This window comes from Mycobacterium sp. (assembly GCF_049280035.1).
Lineage (GTDB): Bacteria > Actinomycetota > Actinomycetes > Mycobacteriales > Mycobacteriaceae > Mycobacterium.
In genome coordinates this window covers 1-14824 of record NZ_JBAPPI010000585.1, presented here as the reverse complement: position 1 = coordinate 14824, position 14824 = coordinate 1, and the positions used below count along the sequence as shown (strand labels likewise).

Genomic DNA, 14824 nt, shown 5'->3' with positions numbered 1-14824 from the left:
GGCTGATCGTGGCCCGGACCTGGGTGCCGAAATAGCCCAGCTGCTCCATGGTCTGGTTGGCGCCGGTGCCGAGCATTTCGTAGGGCCGGTTGGCCGACAACACGATCAGCGGCACCCGGGCGTAGTTAGCCTCGACCACGGCCGGGCCCAGGTTGGCCACCGCGGTGCCCGACGTCATTGCGACGCAGACCGGCGCGCCGGCGGCGATCGCCAGCCCGATGGCCAGAAATCCGGCGGTGCGTTCGTCGATGCGGACATGCAGCCGGACCCGGCCGGCCCGGTCAGCGTCCTGCAGCGCGAACGCCAGCGGGGCGTTGCGTGAGCCGGGGCACAACACCACATCGCGGACGCCGCCGCGGATCAGTTCGTCGACGACGACGCGAGCCTGAGCCGTCGAGGGATTCACCAGTACAGCCTAGCCAGCAGACTTAAGCGGCCATTCCGGCGAAGAACTGCAGTATCGCGGCGTTGACCGCCTCTGGCCGCTCGAGGAACCCGAGATGCCCGGTGTCGGCGAGCTGCAGGAAGCGGGCGTTGGGTATGGCGTCGGCGACCTCTCGGCCCAGGTGCGGCGGCGTCACCACGTCATCGGCGAATCCGATCACCAGCACCGGCGCGGTGATGCTTCGGTAGGCGGCTAGCCGGTTCGTCAGCGGCGCAATCTCGCCCTGGCGGATCAACCCAGGGGTGATCTTGATCGGCCAGATGTTGAACATGCCGATCCAGTCGGCGACCGCCTCTTCGTTGTTCAGCGTCTTGGGGGAAAAGCTCTCCAGCAGCCGGATCTTTGCGTCGTAGGTCGTCGGCAACTGCACACCGGAGGCGGCCAGGTCACCTTCGGCGGTGCGGAAGAAGTCGCGGGCGCGGTCGAGCCGGCCGCGGGTGGCCATCAGCGCGGCCTTGCTGACCAGATCGGGCCGGACCACCATCAGCTCTTGCGCGATATAGGAGCCCATCGACACCCCGACGATGCGCACCGGGGCGACGTCCAGGGATTCGATCAGCGCAGCGGTATCGGAGACCATGGTTTGCGTTGCGAAGTCGTCGGTGTTCTCCGTCGCGCCCACCCCGCGGTTGTCGAAGGTGATCACGCGGTAGCCGGCCGCCTGAAAGGCAGACACCTGGTTCAGATGCCAGGTACGTCCCAAACCGCCACGTCCGGCAATGAACAGGACCGGCTCGCCTGTCCCGCGGTCCTCGTAAGCCAAGTTGATCATTACGACGAACCTACGTGACCCTCGCGCGTTGGCAGTATCTGGCAGTTCGCAGCGTCGAGCTGGCAGCGGCCGTTGAGCTCCAATTTCTCTGGAACGGAATCGATGAGTTCAAGGAGGAACGAACGACATGGCAGAGCTCGCACTCAAGCAAGCCACCATCGAATACCAGGAATTCGGACCGCAGGATTCGGCACACCCGCCAGTCCTGTTCGTCCACGGCATCCTGGTGGACGGGCAACTGTGGCGCGACGTCGCCGAAAACCTGGCGCGGCGCGGTTTCCGCTGCATCGTGCCGACGTGGCCGCTGGGCTCACACACCATCCCGGTCCGCGAGGTCAGCGCGCTGTCGCTGCCCGGTGTGGCGGAAATCATCAACGACGCGATCGTGGCCCTCGACCTTTCCGATGTGACGCTGGTCGGAAGCGACACCGGCGGAGGGCTGTGCCAACTGGTCGTCGACGCCCATCCCGAACGGATTGGCCGCCTGGTGCTGACCAACTGCGACGCCTTCGACAAATGCCCTCCTCCCCCATTCGACATGGCGTTCGGCGTGCTTCGCGGCCCCATCTCGATCAAGGCGCTCTTCGGACCAATGCGGTTGGGCGCGCTGCGGCACTCCCCGCTTGGCTTCGGCCTGCTGATCAACCAGCCCGATCCGGGCATGACGGCCGACTGGCTGCAACCGTGCCTGAAGGACGCACGCATCTGCCGTGATCTGGCGGCACTGTTGCGTCAGGTGGCGAAGACCGATCTAACCGACGTGGCCACCCGGCTACCCCGGTTCACCAAGCCGGTCACGCTGGTCTGGGGCCAGTCGGATCGCTGTTTCACGCCGAGCCTGGGCCGCCGGCTGGCCGAGTTGTTCAGCAACGGGAAGTTGATCGAGGTGCCAGATGCGAAAACCTTTGTTTCGCTTGATAACCCGGAAGCGGTGATCGACGCAATAGCGGCCTAGGGAGTTACGCCCAGAACGCGCACTCGTGCCCACGCGAAGCGATTCGATCCAGGATCCGGTTGACTGCCGTTGCGGGCTCGTCGGTCAGGTCGAAGCCGGTGAATTGCAGGTCGACGACGACGTTGGACTTCGCGGCCAATGCCCGGATGTCGGTGTAGTGCTTGTCGCCGGTCGTCACGTTGGAGATCATCGTGACGCAACCGGAATCGATCGTGTCGCCGATACGGTAGGAGTCCTGCCAGTCAGTTGGCAGCGGATACGCATACTTGAACTGCCGGCCGGTGCATTGGCGCCATTTGGCGACCTGGCTGGCAACGAAATCCTTTGCGGCCGCATTGTTGCCGAAGGTGGCGACGCTCTGATCGACCCAGTGCGGCAAGCCTCCCCCAGTCACGTCTGACTGCCGGACCTCATAGAAGTCGCGGTATCCGCTGCCGTCATAGGACCCCGCCATACTGCTGAACACCGCACCCACACAGCTGGCGGGCTGATAGATTCCCCGGGCCTCGGGCCGGACCAAGGTGTCTTGGATGGCGATGTCTTCGAACTTCAGCAGCTGCTTCATCTCATCGAGGCTGAGCAGCAGGGCCGGCAGGCCGTGTGCCGTCGCTGTGGGGGTTTTCGCGCCGCCGTGCACGACGGCGGTGCCGGCAACGGTCGACGTGCAGCCGGCGCACCCGACTATGGCCAAGCACACCGCGACTCCGATGATGCCCAGTCGCCGCATCTGCCAAGCATATGGCCGCGAGCGGCCGTTCGGCTGCGGCAATTTAGCGGCGGGCGGCGTTGGCCCGCGCGGCGGACAGCGCGCGGTTCCACAGCAGCTGCGTGCCGGCCTTGAGCTGAGCCGGTTTGGCCACATCCCTGGCCATCAGCGCGGTGGCAGCCGCCTTGGTCTTCGCGGATGCCTTGGACATGTGGCCGGAGTCGAACGGCGGCTGCGGGTCGTATTCCATCGACAGCTGGATGACCTTCGCGCGGTCCTCCCCGCCAATCTGGCCGGCCAGCCACAGCGCCAGGTCGATACCCGCCGAAACCCCGGCACTCGTCGCGATTTCTCCTTGGTGTACGACACGTTCGTCGCCAACTGGGATGGCGCCCAACCCTTTCAGCATCGGCAGGGCCGCCCAATGCGAGGTGGCACGTTTGCCGTCGAGCAGCCCGGCGGCCGCCAGAATGATCGAACCCGAGCAGACCGACGTCGTCCAGGTCGCGCTCTGATGCGCCTGACGTACCCAGTCCAGCAGCTTCTCGTCGCGGGCGTGCGCCACAGTGGTCATCCCGCCTGGCACCAAAACGACGTCCGGCGAAGGGGTTTCGGCAAACGAATGAGTGGCCCCGATGACCAGCACTCCGGAGTCGGCGGTGATCGGGCCCGGTTCGTGCCACACGAAGCGGACCTCGGCGTCGGGCAGCCAGCGCAGCACTTCATAGGGGCCGATGAAGTCCAGCGCGGTGAAACCCGGATACGTCACGATCGCGATCTGTGTCATGGACTACTCCTTAGCTTCAGGTGAAAGTTCTCCGGTATTGGTCTGGCGACACGCCGATTCGTCGAATGAAGTTGCGGCGCATGGTTTCAGAGGTGCCGAATCCGCAGCGCGCAGCGATGGCCACCACGGTGTCGTCGGTCTGCTCGAGTTGGCGGCGGGCTGCCTCGGTGCGGACCCGTTCGACATAAGCGCCGGGCGCCTCGCCGACTTCGTCGGTGAACACCCGGGTGAAATGCCGTGGGCTCATCGCCGCGCGGCGGGCCAGCTCGGTAATGCTGTGCACGCCACCGGGTTCGGATTCGACGGCATCCTGGACGTCGCGGATCGGTTCGCGTTTGGCCCGGGCCACCCAGACCGGTGCGGCGAACTGCGTCTGGCCGCCGGGTCGGCGCAGGTGCAGCACCAGCCAGCGGGCCACCGTCTGCGCCACCTCGGTGCCATGGTCCTCTTCGACCAGTGCCAGGGCCAGGTCGATGCCCGCGCTGACGCCGGCGGCGGTCCACACGTTCGGCGAACTGCGGACAAAGATCGGGTCGGGATCGACGTCGACTGCCGGGAACTCACGCGCCAGCTGATCGGCGTACGCCCAGTGCGTGGTCGCCCGGCAGCCGTCGAGCAGCCCGGCCTGCGCGGCGAGGAAAGCTCCGGTGCACACGGTGACGACCCGGCGGGCCTGCGGCGCCGCTGCGACGATCCAGTCGATGAGCCGCGGGTCGCGCCGGCCACCACGCGCACCACGGCCGCCGGGCAGCATCAGGGTGTCGACAGGCTCACTCGGGTCGGGCAGTTCGGTGGCGGCGAAGGCCAGGCCGGTTTCGGTGGATACGGGCTGCCCGTCGATCGACGCCACCACCGCCTGGTAGCCCTCCTTGGCTTCATTTCCAGCAGCCGCCAGCACCAGCGACGTCGAGGTGAATACCTCGAACGGGCCGACCAGGTCCAGCGCCTGGACCCCCGGGAAGCCGACTATCAGCACTTTTCGGGTCATACCGCTAAGTGTCAGCGAAGGACGCCATGGCGTCTACGCCATGCACCCCACAAATCAGGACACGAGTGGGTAGAGCTTCTTGAGCCCCCGCACGATCTTTGAGAACGACGCATTCGCGGCAAAGCCGGCGCGCATGCTGCGTTGCAAGCTGCTCAGATTGAGTACCACGATGTAGCGAACTCCGCAGTCGCGCCACTCCGCCGCCCGATCGATGACCTCATCGGGCGTCCCGACGAGACCCACGTCCCGCTGTAGTTCCGGTGAGATGGCCTTGATGTGGGACAGCGCGGTCTGCTCATCCCAGTCATGGGGCAGCAGATCCTGCCCACCGGCGAAGCCGGCTCCCAATGGATGTTGGCCGCCATGTTGGGCGAAGAGCTCGTCGGGCGCGTTCAGTGCCCACGCCTTGATCAGTTCGGATTCCAGGGCTTCGTCCACCTCGGCGGTGGTGCGGCTCGTGACGACCGACAACCAAACCGCCGGGACTATTGACATCGGGTTACGCCCGGCGTCCGAAGCCGCGGAGCGAACGGCGTCCAAGCGGCGCGCGTACTCCTCCGGTCGGTGTCCGGTGGGAGGGAAGAAGCCGTCGGCATAGCGGCCGACGGCGCGCAGCATGCGCGGGCCTTGTGCGGCTATCCAAATCTCCGGCCACTTCCCGCGATAAGGCGGCAGATCGAAGATCGCGTTACGCAGCGGGAAGTACGGGGAATCCCGGGTGACCAGTTCGCCATTCGAATCCCACAATGCCCGGACCGTCGCCATCGCTTCCTCAAACCGGGCGACCGGCTTCGACCAATCCACCCCGTAGGGCTCGTTGCCCTCCCGCTCGCCGGTGCCGATGCCCAGGACGGCCCGGCCGCGGGTGAGCAGCTGCAGCGTCGCAGCGGCCTGCGCGGTGACCGCGGGATTACGTCGACCGACATCGGTCACGGCCACGCCCAACCGCAGCCGGCCGATGCGGTTGCGCGCGGCGATGTGCCCAAGCATCGTCCACGGCTCGAGATAGGCATCCGCGGACGGCAGGAACTTGGCTACGCCGCAATACTTCGGTTGCCACAGCGATCGCGGCCACAGCGAATTGAGGTGGTCGGGCACCCAGAACGAGTCGACCCGGCTGGCAACCGCACCGAGGTAACTGATTCGAGTAAGGAGGTCGGCGGTGGGGCGAGCGGCGATAAGGGCGTCCACGACGCCTACGCCAGATCGGGCCATTGGGGCAGTGTAGGGCCGGCGGTGCCGGAGCGCCGCAGAATAGGCGGTTAGCTCAAGAGCCGGTAGCAGGCCCTGACCCGCTCGATCCACCACTGCCGCCGCTGCGGCGACGCGGCCAGCGCTTGCAGCCGCGCGGGGTCCGGCGCCACCGACGCCACCGGCAGGTAGCCGTCAACCAGCGCGACAGGTTCGACGACATCCTCGACGAACAGCCCGCCGGTACCCAGCCCGCAGGCATGATGCAGCGCCGGCAGGGCGGCAGCGGCGGCCAGGCCGACGCCGATCCCGACTGCCGAATCCAGCGCGCTAGAGATCACGACCGGAATGTCGATCTGGGCAGCAATCTCCAGCAGGGCTGAAATACCGCCCAGCGGAGCAACTTTCAGCACAGCGATGTCGGCAGCGCCGGCGCGCACTACGGCCAGCGGATCGCTGGCCTTGCGGATGCTCTCGTCGGCGGCGATCGGCACGCCTTTCATATCCGGGCGGCGGCGCAGTTCGGCGAGCTCGTCGACGGTGCCGCAGGGCTGCTCGAGATACTCCAGCGGACCGCTCGCGGTCAGCGCGGCGGCGGCCTCGACGGCCTGCGCGACGGTCCAGGCGCCGTTGGCGTCGACCCGCACCGTGGGAACCAGGGCACGGACCGCCTCGACGCGGGCGACGTCGTCGGCGAGGGTTTGGCCGGGTTCGGCGACCTTCACCTTCGCGGTGCCCACTCCCGGGAAACGGGCGAGGATTTCGGGCACCTGCGCGGCGGGGATGGCCGGGACCGTGGCGTTGATGGCGATGCGGTCTCGTCGCGGCGGCGGCGCCGGCCGGTAAGCCGAATCGAGAGCGGCGGCCAGCCAGTGCGCGGCTTCGGGGTGGTCGTATTCGCCGAAGGCGCCGAATTCGCCCCAGCCGGCCGGGCCGTCGATCAATGCCAGCTCGCGGCTGGTGATGCCGCGGAAGCGCACCCGCATCGGCAGGGTCACTACGTGCAGGCGGTCGAGAACGTCGTCTAGGGCAGGAGTCACTGCGCGTACACCTGGCGGCCCGCCAGGAACGTCGCGCGGACCTCGAGGTCGGCGATCTGTTCGGGCGGCACCGTGCGGGGGTCGGCCGACAGCACCACCATGTCGGCGTACTTGCCGACCTCCAGCGAGCCAATGATGTCGTCGCTGAACAGCTGCCACGCGGCGTCGATGGTCTGCGCGCGGATCGCCTGCTTGACGGTCAGCCGCTCTTCGGGTGCGAGCACGCGGCCGCTGGGTGCCGGCGCTCCGGTACCTACCGGGACGGGACTTCCACCCGCTAGTCCAGTCCAAATTTCAGGACGCAACATGTGCAGGAATCCTAATGAACCTCGGGGTGGCGACAGGGCGCAGATGACCCGAATTGCAACACGTTCTAGTCTGGCCACATGAGTGACGAGCTGTTGCACAACCCAACCCATAACGGCCACCTGTTGGTGGGCGCGCTCAAGCGCCACAAGAACCGGCCGGTGTTGTTCCTCGGCGACACCACGCTGACCGGCGGCCAGCTGGCCGAGCGGATCAGCCAGTACGTCCAGGCGTTCGACGCGCTGGGCGCCGGCACCGGCGTCACGGTCGGCCTGCTGTCGCTCAACCGTCCCGAGGTGCTGATGATCATCGGCGCCAGCTCGACCCAGGGCTACCGGCGCACCGCCCTGCACCCGCTCGGCTCGCTGGACGACCACGCCTACGTGCTGTCCGACGCCGGTGCCAGCGCGCTGATCATCGACCCCAATCCGATGTTCGTCGAACGCGCGCTGGGCCTGCTGGAAAAGGTGGACTCACTCAAGCAGATCCTGACGATCGGTCCGGTACCAGAAGCGCTCAAGAATGTGGCGGTCGACCTGTCCGCCGAGGCGGCCAAGTACTCCCCGAAGCCACTGGTGGTGGCGGATCTGCCGCCGGATCACATCGGCGGCCTGACGTACACCGGCGGCACCACCGGCAAGCCCAAGGGCGTCATCGGCACTACCGGCAACATCGCCACCATGACGTCGATCCAGCTTGCCGAATGGGAGTGGCCGGAAAACCCGCGGTTCTTGATGTGCACGCCGCTGTCGCACGCGGGCGCGGCGTTTTTCACGCCCACCGTGGTCAAGGGCGGCTCGATGTTCGTACTTGGCAAGTTCGATCCGGCCGAGGTGTTGAAAGTCATTGAAGAGCAACGTATTACGGCCACAATGCTGGTGCCGTCGATGCTGTATGCGTTGATGGACCACCCGGATTCGCAGACCCGCGACCTGTCGTCGCTGCAGACCGTGTACTACGGCGCCTCGGCGATCAACCCGGTACGGCTGGCCGAGGCGATCCGACGGTTCGGTCCGATCTTCGCCCAGTACTACGGGCAATCCGAGGCGCCGATGGCGATCACCTACCTGGCCAAAGGCGACCACGACGAGAAGCGGCTGACCTCATGTGGGCGGCCCACGCTTTTTGCGCGGGTGGCGCTGCTGGGCGACGACGGCAAGCCGGTTCCGCAGGGCGAGCCGGGCGAAATCTGTGTCAGCGGACCACTTTTGGCCGGCGGCTACTGGAACCTGCCGGACGCGACGGCAGAGACGTTCAAAGATGGCTGGCTGCACACCGGTGACATGGCCCGCGAGGACGAGGACGGCTTCTACTTCATCGTCGACCGGGTCAAGGACATGATCGTCACCGGTGGCTTCAATGTGTTCCCACGCGAGGTCGAGGACGTCGTCGCCGAACATCCGGCGATCGCGCAGGTGTGCGTCGTCGGCACGCCGGACGAGAAGTGGGGCGAGGCCGTCACCGCGGTGGTGGTGCTACGCGCCGACGCACCCGGCGACGACGCCGCGATCGAGGCGATGACCGCCGAGATTCAGGCGGCGGTCAAGGATCGCAAAGGCTCGGTGCAATCACCCAAGCGGGTGGTGGTCGTCGACGCGTTGCCGCTGACCGGGTTGGGCAAGCCGGACAAGAAGGCCGTCCGCGCACAGTTCTGGGAAGGCGCCGGCCGCGCCGTCGGGTGAACTGCGCGAGCGGACGTCAGAGCGATCAGACGCCGACGCCGCCGATCTTGTCGATGCGGATGTGGGTCACGAATCCGGGCGGCGCATCCTTCGGCGGGAACACGTTGGGGTCCAACAGCGCCTCCGACAGAGTTTCGAGCAGCTCCGGCGCGCCGCCCTCTTCGATCCGCGCGGTCCCGTCGATCGCGAGATACGACCGCAGGTTTTTGCCCACGTCCCCGGGAGACGCGATCGTCACTGCGACGCGAGGGTCGCGGCGGATGTTGCGGACCTTCTTGTGCTCGGCGAGATGTGCGGTCACCAACTCGTCGCCGTCTGGCGTGGACCGCAAGGCCACCCAGACCAGCGATACCTGTGGGCTGCCGTCGGGGTTCAGCGTGACCAGGGTGGCGTCGGCGCCGTTGCCGATGAGTTCGCGCGCTGCGTCGTTGAGTTTCATGCCTGCTTCTACCACCGCGGGCGTCGATTGATTCCCTCAGCGAGGCGAAGCGGCCACGCCCGCCACCAGAAGATCGAGCAGACGGGCGGTCTGGGCCGGTGATGCGCTGGTCAAAAAGATGCCCAGCAGGCTGGACACCACATCGTCGGCGCGGACGTCGGAGCGCAGGCTGCGGTCGTCGGCGCCGGCTTTCAGCAGCATCTCGACCGCGCCGACGATGCTGGCGCGGGTCTGGCTGTGCTCGACGGCGCCCGACTCGACCATTGCGCGCAACGATTCGGCCATGCCTCGCTTGGCGGCCACGAAGCTCGCGTAACGGTCCATCCAGCGCCGCAGCGCAGCCTTGGGCGGGTGCAGCTTCAACAGCTGCCCCGCCGCTGCGGCCACCTCCGCGAGCTCGGACCGGTAGACGGCCTCGACCAACACCTCGCGGGTCGGAAAGTGGCGGTAGAGCGTGCCGATTCCGACCCCGGCGTCGCGGGCGATCGACTCGAGCGACACCGGTGTCCCGTCGGCGGCGCCGAACGCCGCAACCGCCGCCTCGAGTAGCCGCTCGCGATTACGCCGCGCGTCGGCGCGAACACGGTCCACCAAAGCGGAGGCTCCTCCGGTTCTGCTACTCTGATTAAGCGGAGGGTCCTCCGCATTACCCAGTGTCTCACGACGGGAGCAGCATGACAGACCAACCAAAGCCTGGCGGTATCGGCCCGATTGGCACCAGGACGGTTGCCCGCGTCGGCTACGGCGCGATGCAACTCGACGAGGCGGTGTCCGGACAGGACGCCGCGGCAGTGCTGCGCCGCGCCATGGAGCTCGGGGTCAACCACATCGACACCGCGTCCTTCTACGCGGGCGGCGAGGTGAATCGACGGATACGCCAGGCGCTGGCGCCTTACCGCGACGATCTGGTCATCGTCAGCAAGGTCGGTGCGCGATACACCGGCGGACAACCGGTACCGCTGGCTCCGGCACAAAAGCCGGCAGAGCTGCGCGCTGCGGTCGAAGACGATCTGCGCGAGCTCGGTCTGGACTGCGTCCCGGTGGTCAATCTGCGCCGCCTCGACCTCGGGCCCGGTCTGGCCGCCGAGGGAGATCAGCTCGTCGACCTCGACGACCAACTCGCCGAGATGATCGCGCTGCGCGACGAGGGCAAGATCGGCGCGATCGGGATCAGCAACGTGCCACTCGACGTCCTGCAGCGCGCGCTGCCCGCGGGCATCGTCTGCGTGCAGAACGCCTACAGCCTGCTCGACCGGGGCCACGAAGCGATGCTCGATCTGTGTGTGGCTCAGGGCGGGGAAGGAATAGCCTGGGTGCCGTTCTTCCCGCTCGGGTCGTCGTTCCCCGGCTTCCCCAAGGTCGCCGACAACGACGTGGTGTGCGAGATCGCCGGCGACCTCGATGCCACACCGGCCCAAGTGGGGCTGGCCTGGCTGCTGGCTCACGCGCCGAACACCTTGCTGATCGCCGGCACCCGGTCGATCGCACATCTCGAAGAGAACATCGGCGCGGCGAACGTCGCGCTAAGCGCCGAGGCGATCGCGCGCCTGGACGCAGTCTGCCCGCCGGATCAGAGTCCACGCTACCAGCACGGCGTCGAAAGGTTCACCGAAAGCCGTTGATGCTCAGCTGATTACGGCGCCGACCAGATGACCTATCAGGTAGGTGACGGCCAGGGCCAGGCCGCCGCCGACGAAATTGCGCAATGCCGCGCGGTGCTTCCGCGCCCCGCCCAGACGCGCCGACACCGCCCCGGTGATGACCAGCGCCAGTAGCACCGCCGCGACGGTGACCGGGATCCGCAGCGTGATCGGTGCAGCCAGGATCGCTATCAGCGGCAGCAGCGCGCCGATGCTGAACGACAACGCCGACGACAGTGCCGCCTGCCATGGGTTGGTCAGCTCCTCGGGATCCAACCCGAGCTCCACCTCGGCGTGCGCGGCGATCGGATCGTGGTCGGTGAGTTCCTCGGCGACGGTCCTCGCCGTCGCCGCCGACAACCCTTTGGCTTCATACAGCGCCGCGAGTTCGTCCAGCTCGGCGGCCGGGTCCTCATCCAGCTCTCGGCGCTCCTGCCCCAGCAGCGCCTGCTCGGTGTCGCGCTGAGCGCTCACCGATACGTATTCGCCCAACGCCATCGATACCGCGCCCGCCACCAAGCCGGCGATTCCCGCGGTAATGATCGGGCCGCGTGCGACGGTCGCCGCGGCAACGCCCACGACGATGCCTGCGGTTGACACGATCCCGTCGTTGGCGCCCAGCACCCCGGCGCGTAGCCAATTCAATCTGGCCGACACCGAACCCAAGTGCGGCTCATGCGGATGCAATCTAGGCACGGAGCCACACACTAGCGCTTCCAAGTTGACGGGTACCGTCGCCGGTATGGCCAGCAGCAAACCAGTCCGGCCGCCGTGGTGGCTAAAACCGGCGAACAAGGTCTTCATCCAGATGTCGCGATTGGGCATGAGTTTCGGCGGCGAGAGCCCCGTCGTGTTGACGGTGCCCGGCCGCAAATCCGGTCGCGAGCGCTCGACCCCGGTCACCCCGATGACCGTCGACGGCCAGGAATACGTCGTCGCCGGATTCCCCGGCGCCGACTGGGTGGCCAACGCGCGAGCCGCAGGACACGCCACCGTGTCCCGCGGCCGAAAAGTACGACGGGTGAAGATGGTGGAGTTGTCCGACGACGATGCGCGGCCGTTGCTGCGGGTCTTCCCGATTGAGGTGCCCACCGGTGTTGGCTTCATGAAGCGGGCCGGGCTGGTTATTGAAGGCAAGCCTGAGGAATTCGAGGCGCTGGCCGGCCGCTGCGCGGTGTTCCGGCTGGATGCGGTGTAATCCGATGAGCGACAACCCTTTTCACGCTGAGGACTGGAAGCCGGTCGACGGGTTCGCCCAGCTGACCGATATCACCTATCACCGCCACGTCACCGACGCCACCGTGCGGGTCGCGTTCAACCGGCCCGAAGTGCGCAACGCGTTTCGACCGCACACCGTCGACGAGCTCTACCGGGTGCTGGATCACGCCCGGATGTCGCCCGACATCGGGGTGGTGCTGTTGACCGGAAACGGGCCGTCGCCGAAAGACGGCGGTTGGGCGTTCTGCTCCGGCGGGGATCAGCGCATTCGCGGCAGGAGCGGCTACCAGTACGCCGCCGGCGAGACCTCGGACACCGTCGACACCGCCCGCGCCGGGCGACTGCACATCCTGGAGGTGCAAAGGGTGATCCGATTCATGCCCAAGGTGGTGATCTGCCTGGTCAACGGATGGGCGGCAGGCGGCGGACACAGCCTGCACGCGGTCTGTGACCTCACCCTGGCCAGCCGCGAGCACGCCCGGTTCAAGCAGACCGACGCCGACGTCGGCAGCTTCGACGGCGGCTACGGCAGCGCATACCTGGCCAGGCAGGTGGGCCAGAAGTTCGCCCGCGAGATCTTTTTCCTGGGTCGCGACTACACCGCCGAGCAGATGCACGCGATGGGCGCGGTCAACGCCGTTATCGACCACGCTGAACTGGAGTCGACAGGTGTGCAGTGGGCAGCCGAGATCAACGCGAAATCGCCTCAGGCACAACGGATGCTGAAGTACGCGTTCAACCTGCTCGACGACGGGCTGGTGGGCCAGCAGCTGTTCGCCGGTGAGGCGACCCGGCTGGCGTACATGACCGACGAAGCCGTCGAGGGCCGCGATGCATTCCTGGAGAAGCGGCCGCCGGATTGGAGCCAGTTCCCGCGCTACTTCTGAGGGCGGCTGCCCCGATCGAAATCAACGGCAGCGCGGAAAAGTTCGAGTAGGCGTCACGCTAACGCAGATCTCGGCGATACCCGCGGCGGGCGAGCGCTCGATATACGCGGCTGATAACTTCGTCGGGTCGATGCTCGTTGACCACGCGGATCACATCCCAACCCAGGTCTTGTGTCTTGGCCAGCCTGTTGATGTCCTTCACGAACTGCCTGCGGTCTGTGCGGTGCTGGTCTCCGTCATACTCGGCAGCCACCTTGTACTCCTCCCAACCCATGTCCAGCATGGCCACGAACTGGTAGCCGTCGTAGACCGCTATCTGCGTAGTGGGTGTCGGTAAACCGGCGTCGATGAGCAAGAGCCGCAACCAGGTCTCCCTCGGCGACGCTGCGCCCCCATCTATCAACGGCAATACGTCCCGAAGTCGTCGCGAACCTCGCGCACCGCGGTAGCGCTTGGCGAGCACGTTGACGTCTTCGCGCGAAAACGGGTTCGCGCGCATCAGCGCATCGATTCGTGCCAGCGCTGCACCGCGGGGTAAGTGACGACAAAGATCGAAGGCGGTTCGTGCCACGGTGGTCACCGGTAGCTGCTTGACCCGCGTGACTTCGTCTCCATCGAGTGTTTCGTTGCGGACCACCAGCCCACGCTGCGGTCGGGCGCTGGGCGCGACGAGCTCGATCGGTGTCTCCGCATCAACCCATTGCGCGCCATGCAGCGCCGACGCGGCGACACCGGCAACCACCGCCCGCCGCCTCGACCACAGCCACGCCGCGAGGATGCGATCGTCGAGCGACGGCGCATCCCACTTTGGCACGTAGACGTCGCGGAAGAGGGGCCTATGCCACCGGCGCAACTGATGCTCTGTCAACACCCCGGTAGCGATTGCTTCACTACCGATCAACACCCCACCCATGCGCCGATAGTGGCCTTCGGCACCGACACCTTCTCCGAAATCGACGGCAGCGCGGAAAAGCGCGAGTAGGCCGCACTCTTACGTCAATCTCGGCAAATGTAGGCGCCCCCTAGACTCGCGTCCTGTGAGCAGAAGTCCGTTTAGACGATTGGCCGACCAGTTCGTACTGGCCACTATGCGGCCACCCATCGCGGCGCAACTGGCGTCGTACCGCCCGGCCGCGAGACACATCGACCTCAAGGGCAAGCGCGTCGTGCTGACCGGGGCGTCGTCGGGAATCGGCGAGAGCGCCGCCGAGGAGTTCGCCGGCAAGGGCGCCACCGTGGTCGTTGTGGCCCGCCGTCAGGACCTGCTGGATGCGCTGGTGGGCCGAATCGAGGACCGCGGCGGCAGCGCGATCGCGATCCCCTGCGATCTGTCCGACATGGACGCCGTCGACGCGTTGGTCGCCGACGTCGAGCAGCGCCTCGGCGGGGTGGACATCCTGATCAACAACGCCGGTCGCTCCATCCGCCGGCCGCTGGCCGAGTCACTGGAACGCTGGCACGACGTCGAACGGACGATGGTGCTCAACTACTACTCGCCGCTACGTCTGATCCGCGGGATCGCGCCCGGGATGCTGCAGCGCGGCGACGGGCACATCATCAACGTCGCGACCTGGGGCGTGTTCAGCGAGCCGTCGCCGCTGTTCGGCGTCTACAACGCATCGAAGGCCGCGCTGTCGGCGGTCAGCCGCGTGATCGAAACCGAATGGGCGACAAAGGGTGTGCACTCGACCACGCTCTATTACCCGCTGGTGGCCACCCCGATGATCGCGCCGACCAAGGAGTACCAGGGGTTGCCGGCGCTGACCTC

The 14824-nt window shown here is 66.9% G+C and carries 17 protein-coding genes and 1 pseudogene; 6 read left to right on the top strand and 12 right to left on the bottom strand.

The window, feature by feature from the left end; all coding sequences use genetic code 11:
- Nucleotides 1–406, bottom strand: a 406-nt coding sequence (locus tag WAN71_RS19115) for a thiamine pyrophosphate-binding protein (RefSeq protein ID WP_422226834.1), incomplete at its 3' end; no start/stop codon positions are given.
- A gap of 22 nt (nt 407–428) precedes the next feature.
- Nucleotides 429–1217: an alpha/beta fold hydrolase gene (locus WAN71_RS19110; protein ID WP_422226833.1), complete on the bottom strand. Its 789-nt coding sequence runs from the start codon at nt 1215–1217 to the stop codon at nt 429–431.
- A gap of 127 nt (nt 1218–1344) precedes the next feature.
- On the opposite strand from WAN71_RS19110, the gene WAN71_RS19105 reads away from it, so the two are divergent.
- Nucleotides 1345–2172 carry an alpha/beta fold hydrolase gene (locus WAN71_RS19105; RefSeq protein WP_422226832.1) on the top strand — a complete coding sequence of 276 codons (828 nt, stop codon included), beginning with the start codon at nt 1345–1347 and terminating at the stop codon, nt 2170–2172.
- Between the two features lie 4 nt (nt 2173–2176).
- Here the strand turns inward: WAN71_RS19105 and WAN71_RS19100 are convergent, their stop codons facing one another.
- From WAN71_RS19100 to WAN71_RS19075, 6 genes and pseudogenes are all read right to left on the bottom strand, one after another.
- Nucleotides 2177–2899: a sensor domain-containing protein gene (locus WAN71_RS19100; RefSeq protein WP_422226831.1), complete on the bottom strand. Its 723-nt coding sequence runs from the start codon at nt 2897–2899 to the stop codon at nt 2177–2179.
- A gap of 43 nt (nt 2900–2942) precedes the next feature.
- Nucleotides 2943–3665, bottom strand: coding sequence for a DJ-1/PfpI family protein (locus tag WAN71_RS19095; RefSeq protein ID WP_422226830.1), 723 nt, complete (start codon nt 3663–3665; stop codon nt 2943–2945).
- Nucleotides 3666–3681: 16 nt separating this feature from the next.
- Complete coding sequence (locus WAN71_RS19090) at nt 3682–4653, bottom strand: GlxA family transcriptional regulator (RefSeq protein WP_422226829.1); 972 nt, start codon at nt 4651–4653, stop codon at nt 3682–3684.
- A gap of 54 nt (nt 4654–4707) precedes the next feature.
- Nucleotides 4708–5868: an LLM class flavin-dependent oxidoreductase gene (locus WAN71_RS19085; RefSeq protein ID WP_422226828.1), complete on the bottom strand. Its 1161-nt coding sequence runs from the start codon at nt 5866–5868 to the stop codon at nt 4708–4710.
- Nucleotides 5869–5915: 47 nt separating this feature from the next.
- Nucleotides 5916–6830, bottom strand: a complete 915-nt coding sequence (locus WAN71_RS19080; RefSeq protein WP_422226835.1) for an o-succinylbenzoate synthase — start codon at nt 6828–6830, stop codon at nt 5916–5918.
- A gap of 50 nt (nt 6831–6880) precedes the next feature.
- Nucleotides 6881–7126 (bottom strand): annotated as a pseudogene (locus tag WAN71_RS19075) (amidohydrolase family protein); the annotation flags it as partial.
- A gap of 144 nt (nt 7127–7270) precedes the next feature.
- Between WAN71_RS19075 and fadD8 the strand changes: the two are divergent.
- The gene (gene fadD8, locus WAN71_RS19070) at nt 7271–8872 is read left to right on the top strand and encodes a fatty-acid--CoA ligase FadD8 (protein ID WP_422226827.1); all 1602 of its coding nucleotides are present in this window, start codon (nt 7271–7273) and stop codon (nt 8870–8872) included.
- A gap of 25 nt (nt 8873–8897) precedes the next feature.
- Here fadD8 and WAN71_RS19065 read toward each other — a convergent pair whose 3' ends face one another.
- Both WAN71_RS19065 and WAN71_RS19060 read right to left on the bottom strand, forming a co-directional pair.
- Complete coding sequence (locus tag WAN71_RS19065; protein WP_422226826.1) at nt 8898–9311, bottom strand: PPOX class F420-dependent oxidoreductase; 414 nt, start codon at nt 9309–9311, stop codon at nt 8898–8900.
- Between the two features lie 36 nt (nt 9312–9347).
- The gene (locus WAN71_RS19060) at nt 9348–9905 is read right to left on the bottom strand and encodes a TetR/AcrR family transcriptional regulator (RefSeq protein WP_422226825.1); all 558 of its coding nucleotides are present in this window, start codon (nt 9903–9905) and stop codon (nt 9348–9350) included.
- Between the two features lie 80 nt (nt 9906–9985).
- Between WAN71_RS19060 and WAN71_RS19055 the strand changes: the two genes are divergently transcribed.
- Complete coding sequence (locus WAN71_RS19055) at nt 9986–10933, top strand: aldo/keto reductase (RefSeq protein ID WP_422226824.1); 948 nt, start codon at nt 9986–9988, stop codon at nt 10931–10933.
- A gap of 3 nt (nt 10934–10936) precedes the next feature.
- Here WAN71_RS19055 and WAN71_RS19050 read toward each other — a convergent pair whose 3' ends face one another.
- Nucleotides 10937–11647: a VIT1/CCC1 transporter family protein gene (locus WAN71_RS19050; RefSeq protein ID WP_422226823.1), complete on the bottom strand. Its 711-nt coding sequence runs from the start codon at nt 11645–11647 to the stop codon at nt 10937–10939.
- Nucleotides 11648–11693: 46 nt separating this feature from the next.
- Here WAN71_RS19050 and WAN71_RS19045 point away from each other — a divergent pair, with 46 nt between their 5' ends.
- Both WAN71_RS19045 and WAN71_RS19040 read left to right on the top strand, forming a co-directional pair.
- Nucleotides 11694–12149 carry a nitroreductase family deazaflavin-dependent oxidoreductase gene (locus WAN71_RS19045; protein WP_422226822.1) on the top strand — a complete coding sequence of 152 codons (456 nt, stop codon included), beginning with the start codon at nt 11694–11696 and terminating at the stop codon, nt 12147–12149.
- 4 nt (nt 12150–12153) lie between these two features.
- Nucleotides 12154–13056 (top strand): 1,4-dihydroxy-2-naphthoyl-CoA synthase, encoded by a 903-nt coding sequence (locus WAN71_RS19040; RefSeq protein ID WP_422226821.1) that lies wholly within the window; start codon nt 12154–12156, stop codon nt 13054–13056.
- Nucleotides 13057–13114: 58 nt separating this feature from the next.
- Here WAN71_RS19040 and WAN71_RS19035 read toward each other — a convergent pair whose 3' ends face one another.
- Entirely contained in the window at nt 13115–13969 is an 855-nt protein-coding gene (locus WAN71_RS19035; RefSeq protein WP_422226820.1) for a hypothetical protein, read from the bottom strand.
- A 124-nt stretch (nt 13970–14093) separates the two neighbouring features.
- On the opposite strand from WAN71_RS19035, the gene WAN71_RS19030 reads away from it, so the two are divergent.
- Nucleotides 14094–14824 (top strand): SDR family oxidoreductase (locus tag WAN71_RS19030; RefSeq protein WP_422226819.1); only part of this gene is annotated, 731 nt, incomplete at its 3' end.

Bases quoted from the DNA above. Each gene is read 5' to 3' on its own strand.
- WAN71_RS19110 (WP_422226833.1), bottom strand. From the start codon at position 1,217: ATGATCAACTTGGCTTACGAGGACCGCGGGACAGGCGAGCCGGTCCTG.
- WAN71_RS19105 (WP_422226832.1), top strand. From the start codon at position 1,345: ATGGCAGAGCTCGCACTCAAGCAAGCCACCATCGAATACCAGGAATTC.
- WAN71_RS19100 (WP_422226831.1), bottom strand. From the start codon at position 2,899: ATGCGGCGACTGGGCATCATCGGAGTCGCGGTGTGCTTGGCCATAGTC.
- WAN71_RS19095 (WP_422226830.1), bottom strand. From the start codon at position 3,665: ATGACACAGATCGCGATCGTGACGTATCCGGGTTTCACCGCGCTGGAC.
- WAN71_RS19090 (WP_422226829.1), bottom strand. From the start codon at position 4,653: ATGACCCGAAAAGTGCTGATAGTCGGCTTCCCGGGGGTCCAGGCGCTG.
- WAN71_RS19085 (WP_422226828.1), bottom strand. From the start codon at position 5,868: ATGGCCCGATCTGGCGTAGGCGTCGTGGACGCCCTTATCGCCGCTCGC.
- WAN71_RS19080 (WP_422226835.1), bottom strand. From the start codon at position 6,830: ATGCGGGTGCGCTTCCGCGGCATCACCAGCCGCGAGCTGGCATTGATC.
- fadD8 (WP_422226827.1), top strand. From the start codon at position 7,271: ATGAGTGACGAGCTGTTGCACAACCCAACCCATAACGGCCACCTGTTG.
- WAN71_RS19065 (WP_422226826.1), bottom strand. From the start codon at position 9,311: ATGAAACTCAACGACGCAGCGCGCGAACTCATCGGCAACGGCGCCGAC.
- WAN71_RS19055 (WP_422226824.1), top strand. From the start codon at position 9,986: ATGACAGACCAACCAAAGCCTGGCGGTATCGGCCCGATTGGCACCAGG.
- WAN71_RS19045 (WP_422226822.1), top strand. From the start codon at position 11,694: ATGGCCAGCAGCAAACCAGTCCGGCCGCCGTGGTGGCTAAAACCGGCG.
- WAN71_RS19040 (WP_422226821.1), top strand. From the start codon at position 12,154: ATGAGCGACAACCCTTTTCACGCTGAGGACTGGAAGCCGGTCGACGGG.
- WAN71_RS19035 (WP_422226820.1), bottom strand. From the start codon at position 13,969: ATGGGTGGGGTGTTGATCGGTAGTGAAGCAATCGCTACCGGGGTGTTG.